Consider the following 25,003-nt stretch of genomic DNA (forward strand, 5'->3'; position numbering starts at 1 on the left):
TTTAATATATGTATATCGTAATCCCTTTTTAAAAGGGATTGCCCAAATTTAATTAATTGTTATTACTTTGATTTTGTGAGTTTATGCAAATACCATTCTATTGTCTTTACAATACCTGTTTCAAAATTCTCATCGGCTTTCCAGCCCAGTTCGTTCTCAATTTTTGTTGCATCAATAGCATAGCGCATATCATGCCCCGGCCTGTCTTTTACAAAAGTTATAAGCTCGTTATATTTACCCGATTCACGCGGATACATTTCATCCAGTAAATCACATATCTTATTGGCTATATACAGGTTATTCCTTTCATTTCTTCCGCCAATATTGTAAGTTTCCCCTGCTGCGCCTTTTTTGTAAACCAGTTCTATCCCTTTACAGTGATCCAGTACATAAAGCCAGTCCCTTACATTTTCTCCGGTTCCGTAAATAGGAATATTTTCGCCAGAAATTGCTTTTCTGATTATAGTTGGTATAAGCTTTTCCTGATGTTGTTTTGGTCCGTAATTATTAGAACAGTTAGTAGTAACAACATTCATCCCATAGGTGTGGAAATAACTTCTCACCACCATATCACTTGATGCCTTTGAGGCACTATACGGACTATTTGGTGCATACGGAGTTTCTTCGGTAAACAAACCTTCCTTGCCCAGTGTACCATACACCTCATCAGTAGAGATATGATGGAAACGGCAGCCTTTATAGGCTTCCTTGTACTGATTTGGGGCTTCCATCCAGTGTTTCCTGGCAACATCAATCAAAACAAAGGTTCCCATAACATTGGTTTGTATAAATGCCTCTGGACCCGATATGGAATTATCTACGTGCGATTCGGCAGCAAAATGTATTACTCCCCTAAAATCATACTCCTTGAACAATTGCTCTATAAGCTCCCTGTCACAAATATCTCCCTGTACAAATTTGTAATTTGGATTGTTTTCTGCCTCAGTAAGATTAGCTAAATCTCCGGCATAGGTAAGTTTATCTAAATTAACCAATAAAACATCATTATTGGTCTGTAAAAAATATTCAACAAAATTAGCACCTATAAATCCGGCACCTCCTGTTACTAGTATCGCTTTATTCATTTTCTCCTGTTACTGTACTCTGTCTTTTTTTAACCTGTCTTTTGTAAAATCCTATAAACCACATTAAAACAGCAAATATCGCTACAAAAAACAAGGGCATTAAAATAGTCATTCTGCCTCTTGTAAAAGAAGACTTTTCTATATTAAGTACCTTACTGCTGTCTTTAATTATTTTAGTGTAGTTTATCCTGTCAAGGCGGTTCATGGCCTGCTCATCTACTATTTCCTGTTTTTGAAGGATTACCTCATCTAATGCCATATCCTGATTAAAGAAAACGGCTGTTTCTCCTCCCTTACGGGTATAGCTGTTTAACATACCGTCTATTTGCTTCAAAAGCGTATCGGTTGCCTCAATTTTTATTTCAAGATTTTTAATCCATTCAGCCTGTACGGTTTGATAAAATTCATCATCATTCAAAAAGTTCATAAGAGCCTCAATAGTCTTATCATCTACCGGAATGCCCGAATTAAATGTAATTACATGGTATTTATAATTCTTACCAACAACCGTTTCTTCCAGTATTTTAGAAATTTCTCCGCTATCAGACATTAATTTTAAAACCTCATACTTAATACGGTCGTCTCTCTTTACAAAAGAAAAAACATCAACGACAGGCTTTACCTCTATTTTAGTTATCGATTTAGGTTCCAAACCTATACTTTGGAAAAATCCGTCATCCCCCACTTTAGAACTTAAATAATCTATTTTAGAATACAGGTAATCCATACTCTTAAAGTTAGGTATTACAAACAGATTATTTTCATAATATGGTTTACTGTTTTCATCTTTAAAATATCCCCAAACACCACTACCTATTATAATTACCAGCAGAATTATAAAATATTTTTTAGCAAACTGTATCGCGTCAAAAAAGCGGTCGCCTGCAGCTGTAAAGTAACCCTTTACCTTACCCGAAACATAATCAAAATCAATATCCCTGTTATTAGGACTTTTGTCTAACTGGTTTGCCATAGTTTTTTATGTGACATTAAATATTTGTTCTAAAATTTTAATTGTAATTAAATAAGTGGGTTTCACTCCCGATGTTCCTAAGCCTCCCGAAGCAAGTGTACTACCTGTTTCCAACGGATTATCTGATGCATAATAGGCATACCTTACCTTTACATCCGGATTAATACTCCTGCGTATTTTTGAGGCCGACTGTATTGCTTTTTGATAATAGGCTCCTTCCATTTCCAGGCCTATAACCCCCCAGGTAGATTCGTTAAAGAACTTGAGTAAATCCCTGTTTTGAAGTGATGTGCCTAAAACGGTTACCATAGCCCCGGTATAAACAGGAATACCCTGTCCTTCCAAAAGCTCTGTCTTTAATTCGTTTTCAAACGGATAATTATCTCCCGTACCTTCGTTTATATGAGCCGAAGGTATCATAATATCTCCCTTATTACCTTCAAGTATGCCGGCTTTACCCATTATAGAAACCGATTCTACATCAAGGAATGTTTTCAATTTATGTTCCTTAAACGGTTTTAGCAACTCGTCAATAGTTTCATAGGCCTGCTCTCCAAAAGCATAATCCATAACTATTAATACCGGTTTTACTTCTCCCATTATACCATTTTTAAATGGTGTCCCATTAAAATCAATGGCTGATGTATCAAATATTTGTACATCTATATTAGTACCCGATGTATCGGGTATAAATATCATTCCGTTTTTAAGAGCCTCTTCTTCAATCCTTGCTCTCTGTTCCCCGTTTCCGGATTTGCTTAACTCTTCATAAATAAAGTAATCAGGTTTACCCTTAAATTCTTTACTTAATACCTTTTTGGCAAAAATAGAATTCATCACACTGTGCATATTAGCACTTATAATGTGAATAGGCCTTTCCAAAAGCCCGTTTTGTTTAAGGATGGTTTTGATATTGTTTGCCCAAATCTCACCATGAATATGATGCCCTAACCGCTCCCTTAAAATAGGACTAAAGGTTATCGTTCTTTTTGCACCACCCATAGCCTCATCTATAGCCAGTTTACCCAGCCAGTATATTATATGCAAAAATCTGTCGGGCATTTCTGCCGAACCGAAAGCATCATAAATATCCAATACTTCCGAAAATGTTCTTCCCAATACTGAAGCTACATGTGAAATTGCTTTTTCCCTTTCTTCAAGTGCAAGCTTCTTTTTTTTCTGAAGTACTATTTGTTCCAGCCTAAACCAGTCGTGGGTAATTTCGCCGTTATCGTCTATAAGTACCCTGTCTTTTATTTTATGCGATTCGATAAAAATAAAAGTAAGATGGGTAAGTATATCATATATATCCGACCTGCCACGGGTAATTTCCACGTTCATCTGCTCGTCATCAATACGGTAGCAGTTTCTTCTCCTTTTAGGAGGCACTATGGCCTTAAAATGTGATTTGGAATATCCTTCGTCTGATGTAAGGCTTATAAAACGGCATTGTTCTATACCTATAGGCAATCGCTCTATAACATATAACAGCCCGTTAAGCTCAGCCTTCTCCTCTGCTATCGACCCGTAAATTTCCGGTCTTAAAAGCAAAAGTGCTTCCCTGAGCGTATCGCCCGATACTCCCATAGGTTTATAAAAACCACGGTTTAAAAGATGGCGCATTGTAATATACAAACGCTCTATTGCCGCAGAAGATTCCTGCGCCTTGGATCGGGATGTATTCTTAATGCCCTGCATATTCTTTTAGTGTTTTAAGGCAAATGTAGGATTTTATTTTTTACTTATGTTAAAGCCTGTATATCCTGTTAATTAACAAACGGGTTTAAAGCGCATCTGCTATTTTTCTGTCGTTAGACAGTCTTGGCAATTTATTCTGTCCTCCCAGCTTACCTATTGATTTCATATACTCACGGAAACCGTTTTTGCCCACTTTGGTAATCACCACAGTACGCAGTATATTACCCGATATCAAATCGTCATAATACACATTTTGCTTTCTCATAGCCTTATCAATAGCCAGAGAAAAGGCATCCATATTAGCAGGCTCTTTTTCAAATTCAATAAACCATTCATGGTAAGGCAAGCCTTTTTCCGGATTAATTTGTGGGGCTACGGTAAATTCATTTACACGTATATTTGTCCCTTCCATCGCTTCTTTAAGGGCGCTCTCTACTTCGTTACCAATAACATGTTCCCCAAAAGCCGATATATAATGCTTTATCCTTCCGCTTACAATAACCCTATATGGTTTTGTTGATGTAAACTGTATTGTATCTCCAATATTATAACCCCATAAACCGGCATTGGTAGAAATAATCAACACATAATTAATACCCAGTTCTACCTCACCGATGGTATAACGTTTAGGATGTTCGCTAAAAAAATCATCTGCTTTTATAAACTCATAAAATATACCCGAGTTAAGCAACAGGAGCATCCCTTTTTCATTTTGCTTATCCTGATAGGCAAAAAATCCTTCCGAAGCCGGGAACAGTTCAATACTGTCTACCTTTCTTCCAATAAGGTTTTCAAACTTGGCCCTGTAAGGCTCATAATTTACCCCGCCATATATGAACAGGCTGAAATTTTTAAATATCTCGCCTACCTTTTTGTGTCCTTTTTTCTCCAGCCTTTCAAAATACATTTGTACCCATGAAGGTATTCCCGAAATAACCGACATATTCTCGTTATAGGTTTCCTCCACTATGGCATCTACCTTTTGTTCCCAGTCTTCAATACAATTGGTTTCCCAGCTCGGCATACGGTTGCGCTGCAGGTAAGCCGGTACAAAGTGTGCTACTATACCGGAAAGTCGGCCAAACTTAATCCCGTTTTTCTCCTCCAGTTCAGGACTTCCCTGCAGGAATATCATTTTACCGTCTACAAATTCAGATTTACCTGTTTCATGAATATAATGTAGTATCGCATTTCGGGCTGCCTCAATATGATAAGGCATGGATTCTTTTGTTAACGGAATATATTTTGCCCCCGATGTGGTACCCGATGTTTTGGCAAAATAAAGTGGTTTACCGGGCCAAAGTACATTTTCCTCTCCTTTAACCACCTTTTCCACATAAGGTTTTAAGTCTTCATAATCCCTTACAGGTACATGTTTTGCAAAATCAACATGCGAGCGTATCCCCTCAAAATGATGATCTTTCCCAAAATTAGTTTGTGCCGCTTTTGCAATAAGCATTTCCAGAACCTTTTGTTGGGTTTCCACAGGGTTTTGAACCCATTTTTGGGTATCGCTGTATATTTTTTTGGCAAACAGTTTTGCTGCAAACGATTTTATAGACATAAGTTGTTATTCAAAATCAATAAATTGGGTTGGGTTAATAGGATAACCGTCCTTCCATAATTCAAACTGCAGGTGCGCTCCCTTATCAGCATCTTCCGATGTTCCTGCCATGGCTATTACCTCACCCGATTTTACCACGTCGCCCTGTACTTTTGTTAGGGATGAGGCTTTTTTATATGCAGAGATAATACCGTCGTTATGGCGAATTATAATCACATTACCCTGCGTAGGGGTCCAGTCTGAAAATAATACTGTTCCTGCCGCTACCGATTTTACCGGGGTATTGGCAGCAAGCATAATATCTACAGAGAAATGCTTGTCTTTAGCATTATAATTTTCGGTAATATGACCTTTTGCCGGAGCAAATAATACCAGGTTTACTTTTGGCTGTGCCTTTTCAAACAGGTTGTACTTATCTTCAAGTGCTACCTGTTCCCTTAATTTAAGCTCGGCCTCTTTTGGAGTCAGGTCTACATTTACGTCATTATGCTCGGCAGCTATTATGGAGTCCCTGTTAAGGGAAGCATGTTCAATATCTCCGGTTAGTACTTTCCTTATGGAAGCCAGGTAAATGTTATTCTCATCTAAAGCCTTTTGAAGCGAATCCGACTTTATGGCATTATCAATAGCATCTTTCTTCAGTTTTGAAGAGGAGTAACCCGGTATATATTCCCTTAAAGGAGTAAATGCAATTATATAAGTTGTAAGGGCTATCATCACGATACTAATTAGCGTTAACCCCACAAAAACATTCATTAAGTTAAGCTTTAAGGAAAATATTTCCTCAAAGGAATCTTCATTTAATATTACAAGGCGGTTTTTTGTAAACAATTTCTTCCTGATTACCTGCCTTTTACGCTTTTTGCCCGACATATTTACTGTTTAATTCACAAATATACTAATACCATAGCCTCCTGCAATACGGTATATTAGCTAAAAATCTTTAAAATTCTATACTTTAACGCAAACCAATACTAAATATTTGCCGTAAATAGTTATTGTAAATTATTTTATATTTAACTTTGTCGAAATAATCATTTTATTTATTGTAATTATGAACATGTTAGCAATTTTTTTAGGAGCAGTTGGTCCGTGGCAAATAGCAATTGTTGTGGTATTAATCGTGCTATTGTTTGGCGGAAAGAAAATTCCTGAATTAATGAGAGGCCTTGGATCTGGTATTAAGGAATTTAAAGATGCAGCGAAGGATGACCAGCCGGCAAACTCAAAAAATGAACAATCTCAAAAAGAAGAAAATAAATTATAATATTTATTTCTATAAATAAAAAACCCTCTAAGTAGTACTTAGAGGGTTTTTTATTTTTTTACAATACCATAGTAAGCTGTATTCTTTTTCTGGTCTCATCCACCTCAAGCACCTTAACCTCAACATGCTGATGTAGTTTTACAACCTCATTTACATCGCTCACAAAACCATCCTTTAACTGGGAAATATGTACCAGTCCGCTTTCCTTAATACCTATATCTACAAAGCAGCCAAAATTGGTAATGTTATTCACAATACCCGGTAATATCATCCCAGTGCGCAGGTCGTTAATAGACCTTACGTTAGGATCAAATTCAAACACCTTGGCCGACTTCCTTGGATCCAGTCCCGGTTTTTCAAGCTCCTTTAAAATATCTTTAAGTCCCAATACACCAACATCTCCGGTTACATAATTGTTTACCGGAATTTTAGCTATCGCCTCCTTATTGGAAACCAAATCGGCAGTTTTTAACTTCATGTCCTTTGCCATTTTTTCCACTATACTGTAAGCCTCAGGGTGTACAGCCGAATTATCCAACGGGTTTTTAGCGTTTGGAATCCTTACGAAAGCCGCCGCCTGCTGATAGGCCTTATCCCCCAGCCTTGGTACTTTTTTAAGTTGCTTCCTATCTTCAAACGGACCGTTCTCACTACGGTAATTTACTATATTTTCGGCAAGCTTCTCTCCTATACCCGATACATATCCTAACAGTGATTTACTCGCCGTATTGATATTTACACCTACCGAGTTCACACAGCGCATAACCACCGTGTCCAGTTCGTCTTTAAGTTTACCCTGATCTACATCGTGCTGGTACTGACCCACACCAATGGCTTTAGGCTCTATTTTAACCAGTTCGGCAAGCGGGTCACTCAGCCTGCGCCCTATTGATACGGCTCCTCTCACGGTTACGTCATAATTAGGGAACTCGTCCCTTGCTATTTTTGATGCCGAATATACCGATGCCCCTGCTTCGCTCACTACAAATACCTGTACCGGCTTATCAAAAGCTATTTTTTTAATGAAATGTTCGGTTTCACGCGATGCCGTTCCGTTACCTATAGAAATAGCATCTACCTTATAAGCATTTACCATAGAACGTATTTTTTTCATGGCAATGGCAGTCTCCTTTTGCGGCGCATGCGGAAATATCGTTTCGTTATACAACAGGTCGCCCTTCTCGTCAAGGCAAACTACCTTACAGCCTGTGCGAAACCCGGGGTCTATTGCCAGTATACGCTTTTCCCCAAGTGGCGGGGCTAACAGCAGCTGACCCAAATTTCCGGCAAAAACGCCAATAGCGGTAGCATCGGCCTTTGCTTTGGATTCCTGCAATACCTCGTTTGAAATGGCTGGTGCCAGCAGGCGCTTGTAACTATCCTTAATTGCCAGCTTTAGCTGGCCGGCGGTTTCGCGGTTGTTTTTGATAACCGACTGCTCCATAAAATCGATAGCCTCATCACTGTCTATATCTACTTTAAACTTAATGATACCCTCGTTTTCGGCACGTAATATGGCTAGTATCCTGTGTGACGGCGCTTTAGCCAGGTTTTCACTCCAGTCCAGGTACTGCTCAAATTTTTTAGCCTTTTCCTCATCGGCGCCCTTAACCTTTTTGGTGGTTATCTCTGCCTTGCGGTTGTACATCCTCCTTAGATTTTTACGGATATACAGGTTTTCGTTTACCCATTCGGCAATAATGTCGCGGGCACCCTGTAGTGCATCATCTTCATTTGCCACTTTATCGTTAAGGTATTTTGATGCTATATAATCAATATCATCGCTGTTTTGCGCCATGATGATTTTAGCCAGCGGTTCCAGTCCGTTTTCACGGGCGGTGTCGGCTTTGGTCTTTTTGCGTTTTTTGAACGGAAGGTAAAAATCCTCCAGTTCGGTCATATCAAAGCTGGCATCGATTTTTTGTTTTAAATCGGGCGTTAGCCCGTTTTGCTCCTCAATACTCTTTAAAATCGCTTCTTTTCGCTTTACAATAGCCTGAAAGGCTTGGTTTAGCTTGGCTATCTGTTCTATTACCACCTCATCAAGGTTGCCCGTCCTGTCCTTTCGGTAACGCGCAATAAAGGGAATAGTACAGTCTTCATTTAGCAGTTGTAATGTATTTTCTATGCTTTTTACTGGAGCAGTAACCTGCCCCGAAATGAATTGGATGTTTGTCATTATTCAAAAATATGAACTACAAACATAGTATTCTTATTTCATAAATTTAATTGGTGCCGGCCAGAAGTTTTTAACCTCTCCCTTACTTACCCTAATGGCAGCATATACCGGATACAGGAAATTAAAAATACCAACAACTACCATAAGCCCTACAAAAAGAAATGAATTAAACGGCAGGTGCATTATTTTGAAAAATACAAATGTGAATAACAGTATATAGAAACAAACCGTCCATACAATCTGGAAGTTAATTATGTTTTTACCCTGAGCCGATACCGAAACAATCCTGTCCTTTTTATTGAGCCATAAAATAAGCGGCAAGATAATATTACCCAGCGGTATGAATACCGAACTCATTACCGAAAGATGCATGTATACCAAATAGGTTCTGTCTTCGGTTTTACCATAATCTACGAGGTCCTCAATATTAATTTCCAGTGCTTCGCATATCCCTTTAAGGCTGTTACCACGGGGTTCGGTTTCGTCTTTTTCAATACGCTGTAGTGTGCGTAAATTTATCTTAGCGCTCTCGGCTACCTCCTCCTGAGTTAAGCCTTTTTGCTTTCTTATTTCGGCAATTCTTTTTCCAATAGTTTCCATAATTTTTTGATTTAAAGTTATGGGACAAATTTATTGACCAAGGTAGGCATTTGATAGCGGTTTTACTACGGCATTTTTACGGCATTTGTGTCAAAGGGTTGAAAAATAAGGGGTTGTTTATATATTAACAATAATTTGGTAGGATATTTTTTGTAAGTTTATAATAAATTCATTTATATGAAACATATTACTCCTACTTTAAAATTATCTTCATTTCACTGTCCACATTGCGAAGTCATGGCAGTTCAAACATGGTCTTATGATATTAGTTGTAGATATCAATTTAATCAAGCAGATGGCAGACTAGTTACAACAGCTTATCAATTAAAAAATACTTTTATTGCAAAATGTGCTCATTGTCAAGAAGTTTCTATTTGGATAAATCAAAAAATGACATACCCTTTAACCGGTAATATTGAGGCTGCTAACCCTGATTTACCGGAGAATATTAAATATGATTACAATGAAGCTAAAAATATATTTAACATCTCTCCTAGAGGTTCTGCCGCTCTATTGAGATTAGCACTTCAAAAACTTTGTATTCATTTAGGAGAAAAAGGTAAAAATATTAATGATGATATAGAAAATTTAGTAAAAAAAGGACTTCCAAAAAGTATGCAACAAGCTCTTGATAGTGTAAGAGTTATTGGAAATAATGCAGTTCACCCTGGAGTTATTGATTTGAATGATAAAGTAGAAATAGCATATGCATTATTTGGATTCATAAATGTTATATGTGAAGTATTGATTAGTCAACCAAAAAAAATACAAGAATATTATGACACCAACATTCCTGAAAATATTAGACAAGTAATAAATGAACGCGACAAAAAGTAACAATATGAAAACATTTAAAGTTTTATCTATTGATGGGGGTGGAATTAAAGGGCTTTATTCAGCAACAATACTTAATAAAATAGAAAAACAATTAATCAAAGATTCAGGAGATAACTCTTTAAGAATTGTGGATTATTTTGACCTTATTTGCGGCACATCAACTGGTGGTCTTATAGCATTGGCTCTTTCTTTAGGGATCTCTACTGAAGAAATATGTAAATTTTATACGCAGCATGGACCTAAAATATTTCGTTGGTCAAAAGGAAAAATTCCTCTTATCAGACAAGCACTACTTTATGGCAAATACTCAGATAAAAAATTAAAAAAAGCATTATATGAGGTCTTAAAAAATAATAAAATTAAAAATAGTAAGTGTTTGTTATGTATTCCTACATTTGATATTACTCATGGAACATATGAAATATTTAAATATGATCATCCTGAGGGTAATTTAAGTAGAGATAATGAACTATTAATGGTCGATGTAGCTTTAGCTACTTCAGCTGCTCCAACTTATTTTCCTATTGCTGAAATGAAACAGCATGATAACAAACTATATGCAGATGGAGGCCTTTGGGCAAACAATCCTTCATTAATTGGTTATACTGAAGCTTTACGCTATTTTGTAGGAGAAAATAAAGCATATGATAATATTCAACTTCTTTCAATATCCAGCTTAAATAGTAAACAAACTTTCTTACCTTTTTCTCGTAGAAAAAGATCTTTTATAGGCTGGAGACAACAACTTTTTGATTCATGTTTAACCGGACAAAGTGAATTTTGTAATATTTTTTTAGAGTCTTTATCTCAAACTACTTCTAATTTAGATTATTACAGAATAAAAGGAGATATTAAAAATCCTATTCATTCAAAATCAATTCAAATTGATTTCTCAGATAAAACATCTTTATCTTTATTAAGTCAATATGGAAATGACATGTATCATTCTGTTAAAAAAGATATCGTTCCTTACTTTATAAATAAAAAAACTTATATCACAAATAATGAATTCTAATAAAAAACTTTTAGAACGTATAAAGTATTTAATTAACATAGCCAATAAAACTTTAGAAACTAAATACGTAAGTGGGGGAAATATTAGAACAAGTTGGGTAGATTCTGAATTATTTAATGAATTTGAAGCTTCTTCTTTATCATTTATTGTATATCTCTATAAAGAAAATCATCCCTATTACGTAAATTTCAAATCAAAAGTAAATGGACCTCACCCTTCATCTGTTCAAAACGGAAGAGGAATATTAAATTCTATAAAAATTGAAATCGAAAATGATTGGTTAGTATCTTTAAAAGGTTTAATCAGTGCGGAAATATTTACCGATTATATTGAAACCGCAGAATATTTATTAAAACAAAACTATAAAGATGCAGCAGCAGTAATAATAGGTAGTACACTTGAAGAACATTTACGTCAACTCTGCAGAAATAATAATATCCATATTAATAAAAATGAAGAGGGAAAATACTATCCTAAAAATGCTGATTTATTGAATTCAGAATTGTCAAAAGCAGAAGTATATAATAAACTTGATCTTAAAAATGTAACATCTTGGTTAGATTTAAGAAATAAGGCTGCACATGGATTATATAGCGAATATTCAAAAGAACAAGTTGAAATTATGATGTCCGGGGTTTTAGATTTTATGACCAGAAATTCTATTTAATTTTAATCTAATCCTGCACAATAAAATCCTTTGGATCTTCCTTTTTAAATTCGGGTTGTATGTTAACGTGGTTAATGCCAAATTTATCATACAACATATCTTCAATGTCCTGTAACAGCAGGTTAAACTGCGATAATGTAATATCGTGCGTACAGTCTAAATGTGCCTCCAGGTGCAACTCCTCTTCGTTTAAGTGCCATACATGGATATGGTGCAGTTTATTAACACCATCAATTTTGTGGACTTCCCTAACTATTGCTTTAATATCTATAAACTCTGGCGTGAACAGCATCAGCATTTTGGTAGCCTTTATTAACAGGTCAACCCCTACCACCACCAGGTAAATGGCAATAATAAGTGTAAGCACGGCATCTACCCAATACATTTCGAAATAATGCATCATGAGTCCGCCCGCGAGCACAGCTATAGATGCCATCATATCTGTTAATAAGTGCAGGTAAGCCGATTTCATGTTCAGGTTATGGTTGGCATCCTTTTTTAACAGCAGTACCGAAAGTCCGTTTGCCACAATACCCAGTATGGAGAACCAAATTACAAGTCCCGGCTTAATAATTACCGGATCAAAAAAACGTGTAATAGCCTCATAAATAAGATAAAAGGCAACAATAACAAGAGTAAGCGAATTGACAAAAGCCGCAACCAGTTCTGATCGTTTTAGCCCAAAGGTTTGGGATATGGTGGCTTTTTTACGGGAAAGTTTGTGTGCCACATAACTAATAACCAGCGAAAGGACATCACTAAAGTTATGCAGCGCATCTGAAAGTAAAGCCAGGCTGCCGGAAATAATCCCTCCCACAACCTGGGCTATTGTTATTAGTGTATTGAGCAGTATGGAAAAAAGCAGATTTTTCCCTTCAATTTCATGCTTGTGTATTCTATGATTATGATGGTGTCCGCTCACTACAATTTTATGTTATTAACAAGGTATTTTGTTTACTCTGTTTTGGTGTCTGCCGCCTTCAAATTCGGTATTTAAAAAAGTATCTACCATTTCAACAGCCTGCTGTATAGAAGTATAACGTGCCGGTATACTAATAATGTTAGCATCGTTATGTTGGCGCGCCAGCGCCGCAATTTCTTTAATCCAGCAAAGTGCAGCTCTAATTTTCTGGTGTTTGTTAACACTCATAGCAACACCGTTACCGCTACCACATATAATAATACCAAAATCGGCAGTACCGTTTTCAACATCATTGGCAACCGGGTGTACAAAATCAGGATAGTCTACACTGTCAAAAGTGTCTGTACCATGGTTAATAACTTCTATACCCTTCTCTTCCAGGTACTTTACAATAGCTTTTTTGTAATCAGGACCCGCGTGGTCGTTACCTATTGAAATTTTCATACTTTAAAATGTATTTATAAATAAACTTTATTGCTGCAAAGTTACCAAGATTTAGGCATCTGTAATATTATTAAAAGGGTTTTTATGTTTTATGCCTGATTTTCAGTACCCTTACGTTTTATAAATATGTTAAAATATTGAATTGTTAATAGAATATGTAATTGTACTGAAAACTAAGTAGTTAAATTTTAACAGTTATTGTTAATAAGTTCACAACATAAAAAAGAAAGTTTTTTAAAACCGTAACGATAAATTTTGTAATCAAAAACCTAACTTTTAAAACCAAATTTATTTCTTAGAATTTCTTTGAAAGTTATGAAAAGGTTAAGAAGGGTTATTAACAGCAATTAACAGGGTAAGTTTTCAAACAAAACAATTAAAAAACAGTAATTAACCATTGTTAATAACCTATACCCTATTTTTATGAAAACCTTTATTTTGAATTATTTACGATTTCTTAACTTTGTTGATACCTTTGTATAAAATTGTATAACTCGCTGAAAAAACAAATTAGCCAAAAGTTATCCCTACTATTAACAAGCAATAATAACCATCATTTAATTTTTAAAATTTTAAAAAAGGCTTTATTGTTTTTAATGTATGTTGAAAACCTTAATAACTTTTACGCTATACAATTTTGAGATTATTTGAGTCTTCTAAGTTTTTGAGTATCTCTTTTACGGTATCTAAGTCGTTAGTATGAACTTTGAGTTTGATTCCGCCCAGGGCATGGGAGTAAAGCGGAGCTATGGCTGTAATGGTTTCGTTCTCGAAATAGAAGTTTATTCCGGCTTCTGTTAATAAGTGCTTCAGGATGGCTATTTCGTGCGGATAGCTAAACACGGCGGCTGTGATAAAGTCCTTCATACGTAAATGAGATTCAGTATTCTCCGTATAAATTTAGTAAGTAAATAGTTATTATTTCATTAATTGTACTAACTATTCTATAAGTAATTCGTAATTTTCAGCAATATTTAAACTATATATGAGTAAAAAAAGAAACGGAAAACCGTCTGTGAAAAGGGAAAAAGACTTTTCCAGGAAAATTTTTAAAATACTCTCTAAAGATCCAAATAAACTATTTAACTACAAGCAGATAGCTGCTGCACTGGAACTAAACGATACCAAAAGCAGAAACGAGATTATTAAAGAGTTGAAATTTCTTGCCTCTAAAGAAACGATTGAAGAAGTAGAGAGAGGCAAATACAGGGTTGTATCTAAAGCCGATTATATTGAAGGCGTGATAGATATGACCAGCAGAAAAACTGCCTACTTTGTGAGCGACGAACTTGAAGATGACGTATTTATACCTACCGGAAACCTTAATAAAGCCCTTGACGGCGATAAGGTTAAGGTATATATTTATAACCGTAGGAGAGGACGAAGACCTGAAGGTGAGGTAGTTGAGATTATTGAAAGAGCAAGAGTTGAATTTGTGGGAGTTATTGACATCCAGAAGAACTTTGCTTTTGTGAGTACGGCGAACCCAAAAATGTATACTGATATTTTTATCCCTAAAAACAAACTGGGTAATGCTCAGGACGGTGATGTGGTATTGGTAAAGATAGATGACTGGCCTGCGAAGGCAGACAGCCCGTTTGGAGAGGTTTTAAGAGTACTTGGACGTCCGGGTGAACACAATACCGAGATACACGCTATTTTGGCCGAATACGGGCTTCCTTATGATTTTCCTGTAGATGTTGAGGCGTATGCCCAAAAGATTGATACTTCCATCAAGGAAGAGGAAATTGCCAACAGGAGGGATATGAGAAAAGTATTAACTTTTACCATTGATCCTAAGGATGCTAAGGATTTTGATGATGCATTATCATTCCAGGTACTTGAAAACGGTAACTATGAAGTAGGTATCCATATTGCCGATGTATCGTACTATCTTGAAGAAGGTACATTACTGGACGAAGAAGCCTTTAATAGGGCAACATCGGTATATCTGGTAGATAGGGTAGTACCTATGTTACCCGAGGTACTGTCTAACTTTGCGTGTTCATTACGACCGCATGAGGAGAAATATACTTTTTCTGCAGTGTTTGAAATTAATGAGAAAGCAGAGATTGTTAACCAATCGTTTGGACGTACAGCTATTTATTCCGATCAGCGTTTTGCTTATGAGGAAGCTCAGCATATTATTGAAACCAAAGGAAATACCATCCCTCAGGAAATATCGTTAACAGGGGAGGAGTACCAGGTAGGAAATGATATACAACAGGCTGTTATTAAGCTTGATGAGCTGGCTAAAATATTACGCAGAAAGCGTATGCAGCATGGTGCGATTTCGTTTGATAAGGTAGAGGTGAAGTTCCATCTTAATGAAGCTTCCGAACCTACAGGTGTGTACTTTAAAGTGGCTAAAGATGCTAATCATCTTATTGAGGAATTCATGCTATTGGCCAATAGGAAAGTGGCAGAATTTATTGGTAAGCAACAGCCTAAAAAGACTTTTGTATACCGTATTCACGATGAACCGGATGAAGATAAGCTGTTTAACTTACAGTCGGTTATATCTAAGTTTGGTTATAGTATCAACTTCAAGTCAAAAGATTTAATATCTAAATCGCTTAATAATCTTTTAGCTGAAGTTCAGGGTAAAAAAGAACAGAACCTTGTAGATACACTGGCTATTCGTAGTATGAGTAAGGCAAGATATTCTACTGATAACATAGGACATTACGGACTGGCGTTTGATTATTATTCGCATTTTACCTCACCAATTCGTCGTTATCCTGATGTTATGGCACACAGATTGTTACAACATTATCTGGATGGGGGCAAATCTGTAGATGAGCAGGAGTATGAGGAGAAATGTAAACATTCGTCAGATATGGAAAATCTTGCAGCTAATGCCGAACGTGACAGTATTAAGTATATGCAGGTTAAGTACATGCTGGATCATAAGGACGAGGAGTTCTTAGGTGTGATATCGGGTGTTACCGAATGGGGTATTTATGTTGAAATCGTTTCAAACAAATGTGAAGGCATGTGCCGCATAAGGGAAATAAACGATGATTATTACACTTTTGATGAAAAACAATATGCTTTAGTAGGGCAGGTTACCCAGAATTTATTACAGCTGGGTGACGAGGTTTACGTTAAGGTAAAAAATGCTGACCTGGTTAAAAAGCAACTTGATTTTCAGTACCTCGGTAAGAAAGAGTAATCAATCAAAAATTAATATATCATGAAAAAACTAATTGCGGCTTTATTGCTTTTTTCGGGTAGCCTGTTAGCTCAGGAAACCAGAAATCTGGGTGATTTTTCTACCGTAAAGGTATTTGATCAGATTCAAGTTTTAATGGTAAAATCAAACGAGAACAAGATTGTTATTTCAGGTCATGATTCTCAGGATGTGGAAGTTGTCAATAAGAATGACCAAGTAAAAATAAGGATGAAGTTTTCCAAACTCCTTCAGGGTGATGATATATCGGTTACATTATATTACAAATATGTAGACCAAGTGGAAGCCAGTGAAGGTTCTTATGTTTCATCTGAAGATACTTTTAAGGCTGTTGCCTTTGAGCTTAATGCAAAAGAGGGAGCTGAAATTAAACTGAATCTGGATGTTGATAAGCTTAAAAGTAAAATCAAATCAGGTGGTATATTAACCATTAACGGTAAGGCATCTAACCATGATGTTACTATTAATTCGGGAGGGATTCTAAATTCCAGAGATCTTACTACTGCACAAACTTCTGTAAGTATAACAGCAGGAGGTGAGGCCGATATTTTTGCTACTGATTTTGTAGATGCTAAAACTACTGCAGGAGGTGATATTGATATTTATGGTGAACCTAAACAGGTAAACAAAACCAATAATGTAGGTGGCAACATCAATGTTATGTAACTAATTACCTGATTAAAAATAATATATCCCGATAAACCACATTAGTTTATCGGGATTTTTTTTACTTAACTGTAACAGTTTCATCTACTATACTGTCTTTATATTAATAATCAACTAATTTTAAAGGACATGAAAAAGTTATTCGTAATTGCAGCTGTTGCAGTATTTCAATTTGCAGCTGCACAAAAAACTGTAGAGATTAAAAGTTTCAGGGAGCTTGCCATAAATGGAAATGTAGAGGTGAGAATGATAGAATCTTCAGAATATAAATTAGTTATTGAAGAGGGAGAAAACACATTACAGGTAAGTTCTGAAGAAGGTAATCTTGCTTTAAGTAATTCGTCTTCTACAGCCGAGGTTATTATTTATTTTAATGGCCCTATAGATCAGATTGCTCTTTCGGGACCTATAGAAATGTTGGTAAAAGGTACTATTACATCAAAAAACTTACAGTTAAGTGTTGATGGTGGTACCGAACTTAATTGTTCTGTTTATGCCGAAAATATTAGTGTGGCAGCTTCTTCAGGATCTGAAATCATATTAAGAGGTGATGCCAAACAACTGGATATTCATGCAGCAAGTGGCTGTGAACTTAATGCCAGTAAATTGAAAACAGAAAATAGTACAGTTTATCTTGCATCTGGTGCAGAAGTTTCTGTTTATGCTACCGGTGCGGTAAATGCTGTTGTAGCATCGGGTGCCGAACTTGCTATTCACGGTAACCCTGAAAAGATAAATGAAACTAAAGCGAGTAATGCCGAGATTACTATTGTAAGGTAGCTAGTATCCTGTTGATTTACATTTATCTTTTTATTTAAAAATTTAAAATACTAACTTGCATCACTATAATTTTAGTTGATGTTACAGGATATTTTAAGCGCCGTATCTATAGGTTTCATTTTAAGTATTATGCCGGGAGCAGTTTTTTTTGTACTGCTTGAAACAAGTGTCATTAAAGGGTTTAGGGCTGCTTTGGCATTTGATCTTGGTGCTATATTTTCCGACATTATTTTTATCCTTATAGCTTATTTCAGTAGTTATAAATTACTTCAAAATATTAAAGATGAACCTGCCTTATTCACTTTTGGCGGGCTTATTATGATGACATACGGTATCATTTCATTTATTAAGATCAATAAATCAGCTAAAAATGAGATTATAGATGATGCCTCCCGAGATATTATTAAGAAAAACTATTTCAGCCTGTTTGCTAAGGGTTTCCTGCTTAATTTTATCAATATAGGGGTATTAGGCTTCTGGCTTGCAATTATCATTACCTGGGGACCGCAATTGGATTTAGATCCAACAAGAATATTTATATTCTTTACTGCAATTATATGTACCTACCTAATAATTGATATTGGTAAAATTATGCTGGCCAAACAGCTAAGAAGTAAACTTACCATAAGTAACATTTCTAAAATAAAAAAAGCTATTAGTATTATCCTTATGATATTCGGACTTGCTTTATTAATACAGGGCTGGTTTCCTGCTGAAAAGAAACTAATGGATGAGGCTTTTGATAAGCTGGAGAATAAAAAATAACTAATTAAAAACGATATAAAATAAAAAAAGCTATCATGAAAATGATAGCTTTTTTTTGTGGAGGCATCGAGCGGATTCGAACCGCTGTAGCAGGTTTTGCAGACCTGTGCCTAAGCCCCTCGGCCACGATGCCCTTTTGGTTATGGTTGGCAAATTTACATATATTTTGCAGTAACGCAAGAAAATTTATCAGTAAAATTAAACTTTATACAAAGTTATCGCAATATATAATGTTTTGTTTTACTTTAAGTAATTATTACTGAAAAGTTTAGGTACGGTACTCTTCAATTTGTACAGTTACTGCCTGTACATCCCCGCCAATAGGAGGATTGATTTTGGAAACTCCTACAACAATTCTTGAAACCGAAGGTATTTCATCAAAAACACGTTTCACAATTCTTTTGGCTACATGTTCTAAAAGTTTAGATCGAATAGCCATTTCTTCAATAACTATTTTGTTAAGATGAACATAATCAACCGTATCAGCTAATTCATCAGTTTCCATTGATTTCCTAAGGTCGGCTTTAATTTCAAGATCAACACTGTAGTCAGAACCTATTTTGCTTTCTTCCACAAGGCAACCGTGGTAAGAAAAGGTACGTATATTGGTAAGTTTGATAATTCCCATTGCTAGTATAAAATATTGCTGTAAAAATACAATTTCTTAGACTTTTATAGTGTTTTAAATATTCTAAAAAAACCGTCTTTTTTAATACCTTTGCAATCTTATTATTAACAGGATATGTCGACCAGAGAAAGATCATTAAATTTTATTGAGGAGATAATTGAGGAAGATTTGGCAAACGGAATGAACAGGGAATCCCTGCGTTTTCGTTTTCCGCCGGAACCAAACGGATATTTGCACGTAGGGCATGCCAGCTCTATATGCTTAAATTTCGGATTGGGATTACGCTATAATGCGCCGGTTAACCTTCGTTTTGACGATACTAACCCTGCCAAGGAAGAGCAGGAGTATGTAGATGCAATTAAGAAAGATGTAGAATGGCTTGGGTACCAGTGGGCCGAAGAGCGTTATGCATCTGATTATTTCCAGCAACTATATGATTGGGCCGTTGAACTTATTAAAAAAGGTTTGGCTTATGTTGACAGTCAGTCGTCTGAAGAGATGGCAAAACAAAAGGGAACACCATCTCAACCGGGTAGTGAAAGTCCATACAGAAACCGTTCTGTAGAGGAAAACCTGGAGCTTTTTGAACAAATGAAGAATGGTGAATTCCCGGAAGGTACCCATGTTTTGAGAGCTAAAATAAACATGGCTTCTTCTAACATGCTTATGCGTGACCCTATTATGTACAGGATACTGCACAAGCAGCACCACCGTACAGGAAATGACTGGAAAATATACCCAATGTACGACTGGGCTCACGGGGAAAGTGATTATGTAGAATCTATTTCTCATTCGCTTTGTACGCTTGAATTCTTAATGCACAGGGAGTTATACGATTGGTTCCTGGATCAGATTCATGATAACAATTCCATACGTCCTAAACAGCGTGAATTTGCCCGTAGAAACCTTAGCCATACTGTAGTTAGTAAGCGTAAGTTATTACAACTTGTACAGGAAGGTCATGTTACAGGATGGGATGATCCAAGGATGTCTACCATATCAGGTATGAGAAGAAGAGGTTATACTCCTATGGCTATCAGGAACTTTGCCGATACTATTGGTATTGCTAAGCGTACTAATCTTGTAGATGTTTCTGTATTGGAGTTTTGTGTAAGGGAAGACCTTAACAAAACTGCACCAAGAGTTATGGGTGTTTTAGATCCGGTTAAGCTTGTTATTACTAATTATCCTGAAGGACAGGAAGAATGGCTTGATGCCGAAAACAATCCTGAGGATGAGAGTGCAGGTTTCAGAAAAGTTCCTTTTTCAAGAGAATTATATATTGAAAGAGAAGACTTTATGGAAGAGGCAAACAGAAAGTATTTCCGTTTAACTCTTGGTAAAGAAGTACGTCTTAAAAATGCTTATATCATTAAGGGTGAAAGTGTTGTAAAAGATGCTGATGGTAATATTACCGAAATTCACTGTACTTATGATACAGACAGTAGGAGCGGAAGTGGAACTGAAGCCAGCCTTAGAAAGATAAAAGGAACTATTCACTGGGTATCTATACAGCATGCTCTTGAAGCTGAAATAAGGATTTATGACAGGTTATTTACCCACGAAAATCCTGACGGTGATAAAGAAATTGACTTTAAGAGTTATCTTAACCCTAATTCGCTTGAGGTTATAAAAGGATATTTGGAACCAAGTTTAAGTGAAGCTAAAGATGGTGACCGATTTCAGTTTCAACGTTTAGGATATTTTTGTGTTGACAGAGATTCTACAGCCGAAAAAATTGTTTTCAACAAAACAGTTGGCTTAAGAGACACCTGGGCAAAATTAGAAAGTAAAGAATAAAGGATATAAATATTATCTATTAAAACTCCGAATAACATTCGGAGTTTTTTATTATATATAATTACTATTATTATGGTAATTATTATAAATGACTACTATTAAAACTGACCTACATAAATTAATTGTAACACATTATTTTTTGTAGGAAAGGTGATTGTAAGGTAACGGCTGTAAAACTGCTTTATATCTCGTTAATTTATTTTTTTGTTTTATTTAGCCTTCAATTAACTACACATTAACATCCTACAAATGTTAAAGTCTTTACCTTTATAATTATTAACCTAAAAATTCAATAAATTATGGCTGGTAAAACAGAAACAGCTGTAGCTGTACTAGTAGGAGCTGCAATAGGTGCCTGTGTAGGAATTTTATTTGCTCCGGATGAAGGATCAAAAACCAGAAAAAAAATAAAAGATGGTTATGATCATAAAAGAGATGAAATTAAAGATAAGCTTCATGAAATTTCTGAGCAGGTAAAAAGTAAGTTCGGACATTCTCAGGCAGACATTCAATCAGGGCTTGACCATTTGGTTGAAACCGTTGAGCAAAAGAAAGAAGATATCATTGCTACACTTGAGAAAAAATTAGAAGAACTTAAAGGAACGGCAAAAGCAGCTGTAAACAAATAATTAGTTATATGGCGTTTGAGGAAATAAAAGAAAATGCTGAAGATTTAAAAAACCAAGCTAAGGAGTTACTTGATGCTAATGTACAGTACTACAAGCTATGGGGTTTTAAAATCTTTATGAAATCAACATCTATGATGCTAAAGGTGATACTTTTAGGAATAATGTTGTTACTTGTTGTTTTATTTTTCTCTATAGGCGCGGCAATCGGTATTGGTTATGCCCTTGATAATATGGCCTACGGATTCCTTATAGTAGGCGGTATTTATTTAATACTGGCCATTATAGTATACTATTATCAGGATAAGATTACCGAGGGACCTTTACTGGCTAATTTTTCACGAATATTTTTTAAAGATTACGATTAGCCATGAAATCAAAAATATACAATAGTTACGAAGAGATTAATAAAGACCTTAGAATATTAAAGGTCGAAAAAGATCTTGCGTATCATAAGTTAGTTAAGGAAGTTGAAGAAACTAAAGAAAGTCTTCAGCTTAAAAATATAATAGGGGATACACCAAAACGGATATTAAGCATTCTTGGTTTGTTTGCCGGACCATTAAAAAGTTTGGCACTTACCATGTTGTTTAAAAAGATATTTAAATAAAAAGAGCGGCTTAATTAGCCGCTCTTTTTATTTAAATATCTTCGTCGTTATCAAAGTCAGTTTCCGGTTCTATATATCTGTTAGAATCATCATCTTTCTTCTTTTTTGAAGCATTTTTCATAGCTTCACCCACCTGATTAGATGCAGTAAATGATGCTACCATATTGTTTAGCATATCGCTACCAGCCTGTGGTGAGTTAGGTAAAAGAATAAGGTTAGAGTTAGTATCGCTACCTATAGACTGTAGTGTGTCATAGTGTTGAGTTACTACAATAAGCGCCGATGCTTCCTGAGAATTGATACCTACTTTATTAAGTACGTCAACACTTTCTACAAGACCTCTGGCAATTTCACGTCTTTGGTCGGCAATACCCTGACCCTGTAATCTTTTACTTTCAGCCTCTGCTTTAGCTTTAGCTACTATACGAATTCTTTGTGCTTCAGCTTCATATTCAGCAGCCGATTTTTCCCTGTCGGCAGCATTAATACGGTTCATCGCATTTTTAACTTGGATATCCGGGTCAATATCTGTAATAAGTGTATTGATAATGTCGTAACCATAAGTGGTCATTGCATCGTTAAGTTCTCTTTTAACTGCAATTGCAATATCATCCTTACGTTCAAAAACATCGTCAAGTTTTAGTTTAGGTACCTCTGCACGAACAACATCAAATACGTATGATGTGATTTGATCGTGTGGATATTCCAGCTTATAAAAAGCTTCATATACTTTTTCCTGAATAACTTTGAACTGTACCGAAACTTTCATTTTTACGAATACATTCTCTTTGGTTTTGGTTTCAATAATTACGTCAAGCTGTTGAATTTTAAGATTTATTCTTCCTGAAATCTTGTCTATTAGAGGCACTTTCCAGTGAAGTCCGGCATGACGAATACTCCCGAATTTACCAAATCGCTCTATAATAGCAGCTGTTTGCTGTTTAACGGTAAAAAATGATGATAGAAATAATATGAATACTATAAACAGTAATACATATAAAAAAACGTTTCCCATGATTAGTTGATTTATTTTTGTTAAGATACGACTATTAGTATAATAAAAAAGCCTCTTGTTACAGAGGCTTTCAAATTTTATAATGTTTCAACAGCTTTTTTAATCCTGTTTATGGTATCTTCTTTACCTATTAATGCCATTATATCAAATAAATGAGGACCTTTTAATGAGCCTACAAGGCTTAAACGCAGCGGTTGCATAACTTTACCCATTCCCACTTCTTTTTCGCTTATCCAGGCTTTTACAACCGTTTCTAAGTTTTGTGAAGAGAAATCCATAGTATTGTTAATAACCTCGCTTAATTCGCTTAAAAGCGCCCCTGTATCTTCTTTCCAGTTCTTCTTAGCTTTCTCATCATATTCTGTTGGTGCCGTAAAGAAAAAATCACTTAAATCCCATAACTCACTAGCAAAAGTAGCACGTTCCTTAACCAGTCCAACAACCTGTTCTACAAACTCAGCAGGTTTGTTTATACCTTTTTCAAGTAAGGTATGGTTAAACTGTGAAGCAAGTATATTGTTATCCTGCCTTATGAAATACTGGTGATTAAACCATTTGTTTTTCTCAGGGTCAAATTTTGCACCTGCCTTGTGTACTCTTTCTAAATCGAATGATTGTACCAGTTCTTCAAGTGTAAACAATTCCTGATCGTTACCAGGGTTCCACCCTAACAGTGATAAGAAGTTAACAACAGCTTCCGGTAAAAATCCTTCTTCTCTGTAACCTGACGATTTACTTCCGTCTGCATTAGTCCATTCAAGCGGAAATACAGGGAATCCCATTTTATCACCATCTCTTTTAGATAATTTACCGTTACCTACCGGTTTAAGTATTAACGGTAAGTGTGCAAATTCCGGAGCTTCCCAATCAAAGGCTCTGTAAAGTAATGAGTGCAGGGGTAGGGAAGGTAACCACTCTTCACCACGAATAACATGGCTGGTTTCCATTAAGTGGTCATCTACTATGTTTGCAAGGTGATAGGTAGGCATACCATCGCTTTTAAATAATACCTTATCATCTAAAAGATTCGTCTCAAACTTCACATCACCACGAATTATGTCTTTAAGGAATAATGTTTCTCCTACCGGTATTTTAAAACGAATAACATATTCTTCACCGTCAGCAATTCTTTTTTCTGTTTCCTCTTTACTAATTCTTAAAGAGTTATCCAGTTTATCCCTGTTGGTATGATTGTATATAAATGTTTTTCCTTCAGCCTCTTCCTGTTTTCTTAAAGCATCAAGATCTTCAGCTGTATCAAAAGCATAGTATGCCCAGCCGGTATTAATAAGCTGTTCAGCATATTGCCTGTATATTTCCTTACGTTCGCTTTGACGGTACGGACCATATTTACCCTCTTTTCCAATACCTTCGTCAAATGGTATATCTAACCAGTTAAGGGCTTCAACTATATATTCTTCTGCTCCCGGAACAAAACGGTTTTGATCGGTATCTTCTATCCTTAGGTAAAAAACACCGTTATTTTTTTTAGCAAATAAGTAATTAAAAAGGGCTGTTCTTACCCCTCCAATGTGTAATGGCCCAGTTGGGCTTGGTGCAAAACGTACACGAACTTGTTTGGACATTGTTAATAAATTTTAGCTGCAAAGATACAATTATGATATTTTCAATAACACCCAAATAAGCGACATATTTAATTATTACATGT

General features: G+C 35.8%; 25 protein-coding genes and 1 tRNA gene. 12 read left to right on the top strand and 14 right to left on the bottom strand.

The annotated features are described in order from the left end of the window. Positions 1–62: 62 nt before the first annotated feature. From rfbB to ABS768_RS09785, 5 genes are all read right to left on the bottom strand, one after another. Complete coding sequence (gene rfbB, locus ABS768_RS09765) at positions 63–1,085, bottom strand: dTDP-glucose 4,6-dehydratase (protein ID WP_408074783.1); 1,023 nt, start codon at positions 1,083–1,085, stop codon at positions 63–65. Then, positions 1,078–2,058 (bottom strand): hypothetical protein, encoded by a 981-nt coding sequence (locus tag ABS768_RS09770; protein WP_408074784.1) that lies wholly within the window; start codon positions 2,056–2,058, stop codon positions 1,078–1,080. Before ABS768_RS09770 ends, rfbB begins: the two co-directional genes overlap by 8 nt. A gap of 6 nt (positions 2,059–2,064) precedes the next feature. Next, a complete protein-coding gene (locus ABS768_RS09775) occupies positions 2,065–3,756 on the bottom strand; it encodes a DUF6909 family protein (protein ID WP_408074785.1) in 1,692 nt (563 codons plus the stop codon). Positions 3,757–3,841: 85 nt separating this feature from the next. After that, on the bottom strand, positions 3,842–5,320 hold the full coding sequence (locus ABS768_RS09780; protein ID WP_408074786.1) for a GH3 auxin-responsive promoter family protein: 1,479 nt from the start codon (positions 5,318–5,320) through the stop codon (positions 3,842–3,844). Positions 5,321–5,326: 6 nt separating this feature from the next. Further along, complete coding sequence (locus ABS768_RS09785) at positions 5,327–6,193, bottom strand: M23 family metallopeptidase (protein ID WP_408074787.1); 867 nt, start codon at positions 6,191–6,193, stop codon at positions 5,327–5,329. A gap of 187 nt (positions 6,194–6,380) precedes the next feature. Between ABS768_RS09785 and tatA the strand changes: the two genes are divergently transcribed. After that, positions 6,381–6,587 (top strand): twin-arginine translocase TatA/TatE family subunit, encoded by a 207-nt coding sequence (tatA, locus tag ABS768_RS09790; protein WP_408074852.1) that lies wholly within the window; start codon positions 6,381–6,383, stop codon positions 6,585–6,587. Between the two features lie 58 nt (positions 6,588–6,645). Here the strand turns inward: tatA and ABS768_RS09795 are convergent, their stop codons facing one another. Both ABS768_RS09795 and ABS768_RS09800 read right to left on the bottom strand, forming a co-directional pair. Beyond that, the gene (locus ABS768_RS09795; RefSeq protein WP_408074788.1) at positions 6,646–8,766 is read right to left on the bottom strand and encodes a Tex family protein; all 2,121 of its coding nucleotides are present in this window, start codon (positions 8,764–8,766) and stop codon (positions 6,646–6,648) included. Between the two features lie 33 nt (positions 8,767–8,799). Beyond that, positions 8,800–9,366, bottom strand: a complete 567-nt coding sequence (locus ABS768_RS09800) for a DUF4870 domain-containing protein (protein WP_408074789.1) — start codon at positions 9,364–9,366, stop codon at positions 8,800–8,802. A 177-nt stretch (positions 9,367–9,543) separates the two neighbouring features. On the opposite strand from ABS768_RS09800, the gene ABS768_RS09805 reads away from it, so the two are divergent. The 3 genes from ABS768_RS09805 to ABS768_RS09815 are packed head-to-tail and all read left to right on the top strand — an operon-like array spanning position 9,544 to position 11,885. Continuing rightward, positions 9,544–10,203 carry a DUF4145 domain-containing protein gene (locus tag ABS768_RS09805; protein WP_408074790.1) on the top strand — a complete coding sequence of 220 codons (660 nt, stop codon included), beginning with the start codon at positions 9,544–9,546 and terminating at the stop codon, positions 10,201–10,203. Positions 10,204–10,207: 4 nt separating this feature from the next. Continuing rightward, a complete protein-coding gene (locus ABS768_RS09810; RefSeq protein ID WP_408074791.1) occupies positions 10,208–11,218 on the top strand; it encodes a CBASS cGAMP-activated phospholipase in 1,011 nt (336 codons plus the stop codon). Then, the gene (locus ABS768_RS09815) at positions 11,208–11,885 is read left to right on the top strand and encodes a hypothetical protein (protein ID WP_408074792.1); all 678 of its coding nucleotides are present in this window, start codon (positions 11,208–11,210) and stop codon (positions 11,883–11,885) included. The genes ABS768_RS09810 and ABS768_RS09815 overlap by 11 nt, the downstream gene beginning before the upstream one ends. A 7-nt stretch (positions 11,886–11,892) precedes the next feature. Here ABS768_RS09815 and ABS768_RS09820 read toward each other — a convergent pair whose 3' ends face one another. The 3 genes from ABS768_RS09820 to ABS768_RS09830 form a co-directional block, all read right to left on the bottom strand. Continuing rightward, the gene (locus ABS768_RS09820) at positions 11,893–12,807 is read right to left on the bottom strand and encodes a cation diffusion facilitator family transporter (RefSeq protein WP_408074793.1); all 915 of its coding nucleotides are present in this window, start codon (positions 12,805–12,807) and stop codon (positions 11,893–11,895) included. A 15-nt stretch (positions 12,808–12,822) separates the two neighbouring features. Further along, on the bottom strand, positions 12,823–13,251 hold the full coding sequence (gene rpiB, locus ABS768_RS09825; RefSeq protein ID WP_330443998.1) for a ribose 5-phosphate isomerase B: 429 nt from the start codon (positions 13,249–13,251) through the stop codon (positions 12,823–12,825). Positions 13,252–13,878: 627 nt separating this feature from the next. Continuing rightward, entirely contained in the window at positions 13,879–14,118 is a 240-nt protein-coding gene (locus ABS768_RS09830) for a DUF2007 domain-containing protein (RefSeq protein WP_330443999.1), read from the bottom strand. A 118-nt stretch (positions 14,119–14,236) separates the two neighbouring features. Between ABS768_RS09830 and rnr the strand changes: the two genes are divergently transcribed. The 4 genes from rnr (at position 14,237) to ABS768_RS09850 (ending at position 18,655) form a co-directional block, all read left to right on the top strand. Continuing rightward, positions 14,237–16,426 (top strand): ribonuclease R, encoded by a 2,190-nt coding sequence (gene rnr, locus ABS768_RS09835; RefSeq protein WP_408074794.1) that lies wholly within the window; start codon positions 14,237–14,239, stop codon positions 16,424–16,426. Between the two features lie 21 nt (positions 16,427–16,447). After that, positions 16,448–17,110, top strand: coding sequence for a head GIN domain-containing protein (locus tag ABS768_RS09840; RefSeq protein ID WP_408074795.1), 663 nt, complete (start codon positions 16,448–16,450; stop codon positions 17,108–17,110). A 129-nt stretch (positions 17,111–17,239) separates the two neighbouring features. Then, positions 17,240–17,890 (top strand): GIN domain-containing protein, encoded by a 651-nt coding sequence (locus ABS768_RS09845; RefSeq protein WP_408074796.1) that lies wholly within the window; start codon positions 17,240–17,242, stop codon positions 17,888–17,890. A gap of 78 nt (positions 17,891–17,968) precedes the next feature. Next, positions 17,969–18,655 carry a LysE family translocator gene (locus ABS768_RS09850; RefSeq protein ID WP_408074797.1) on the top strand — a complete coding sequence of 229 codons (687 nt, stop codon included), beginning with the start codon at positions 17,969–17,971 and terminating at the stop codon, positions 18,653–18,655. Between the two features lie 58 nt (positions 18,656–18,713). On the opposite strand, the gene ABS768_RS09855 is transcribed toward ABS768_RS09850, so the two are convergent. After that, positions 18,714–18,788 (bottom strand) — tRNA-Cys (locus tag ABS768_RS09855). A 135-nt stretch (positions 18,789–18,923) separates the two neighbouring features. Beyond that, complete coding sequence (gene folB / locus ABS768_RS09860; protein WP_157484504.1) at positions 18,924–19,283, bottom strand: dihydroneopterin aldolase; 360 nt, start codon at positions 19,281–19,283, stop codon at positions 18,924–18,926. Positions 19,284–19,397: 114 nt separating this feature from the next. Between folB and ABS768_RS09865 the strand changes: the two genes are divergently transcribed. The 4 genes from ABS768_RS09865 (at position 19,398) to ABS768_RS09880 (ending at position 22,319) form a co-directional block, all read left to right on the top strand. Further along, on the top strand, positions 19,398–21,083 hold the full coding sequence (locus tag ABS768_RS09865; RefSeq protein ID WP_408074798.1) for a glutamine--tRNA ligase/YqeY domain fusion protein: 1,686 nt from the start codon (positions 19,398–19,400) through the stop codon (positions 21,081–21,083). A gap of 299 nt (positions 21,084–21,382) precedes the next feature. Beyond that, entirely contained in the window at positions 21,383–21,712 is a 330-nt protein-coding gene (locus ABS768_RS09870) for a YtxH domain-containing protein (RefSeq protein WP_408074799.1), read from the top strand. An 8-nt stretch (positions 21,713–21,720) separates the two neighbouring features. Then, the gene (locus ABS768_RS09875; RefSeq protein ID WP_408074800.1) at positions 21,721–22,077 is read left to right on the top strand and encodes a competence protein; all 357 of its coding nucleotides are present in this window, start codon (positions 21,721–21,723) and stop codon (positions 22,075–22,077) included. Positions 22,078–22,079: 2 nt separating this feature from the next. Further along, entirely contained in the window at positions 22,080–22,319 is a 240-nt protein-coding gene (locus ABS768_RS09880) for a DUF6327 family protein (protein WP_408074801.1), read from the top strand. Positions 22,320–22,350: 31 nt separating this feature from the next. Here the strand turns inward: ABS768_RS09880 and ABS768_RS09885 are convergent, their stop codons facing one another. Both ABS768_RS09885 and gltX read right to left on the bottom strand, forming a co-directional pair. Next, positions 22,351–23,334, bottom strand: coding sequence for an SPFH domain-containing protein (locus ABS768_RS09885; protein WP_408074802.1), 984 nt, complete (start codon positions 23,332–23,334; stop codon positions 22,351–22,353). Between the two features lie 77 nt (positions 23,335–23,411). Further along, positions 23,412–24,920 (bottom strand): glutamate--tRNA ligase, encoded by a 1,509-nt coding sequence (gene gltX, locus ABS768_RS09890; RefSeq protein WP_408074803.1) that lies wholly within the window; start codon positions 24,918–24,920, stop codon positions 23,412–23,414. Positions 24,921–25,003 lie beyond the last annotated feature (83 nt).

Origin of the sequence: Flavobacterium rhizophilum, from assembly GCF_046000485.1 — a bacterium.
Lineage (GTDB): Bacteria > Bacteroidota > Bacteroidia > Flavobacteriales > Flavobacteriaceae > Flavobacterium > Flavobacterium rhizophilum.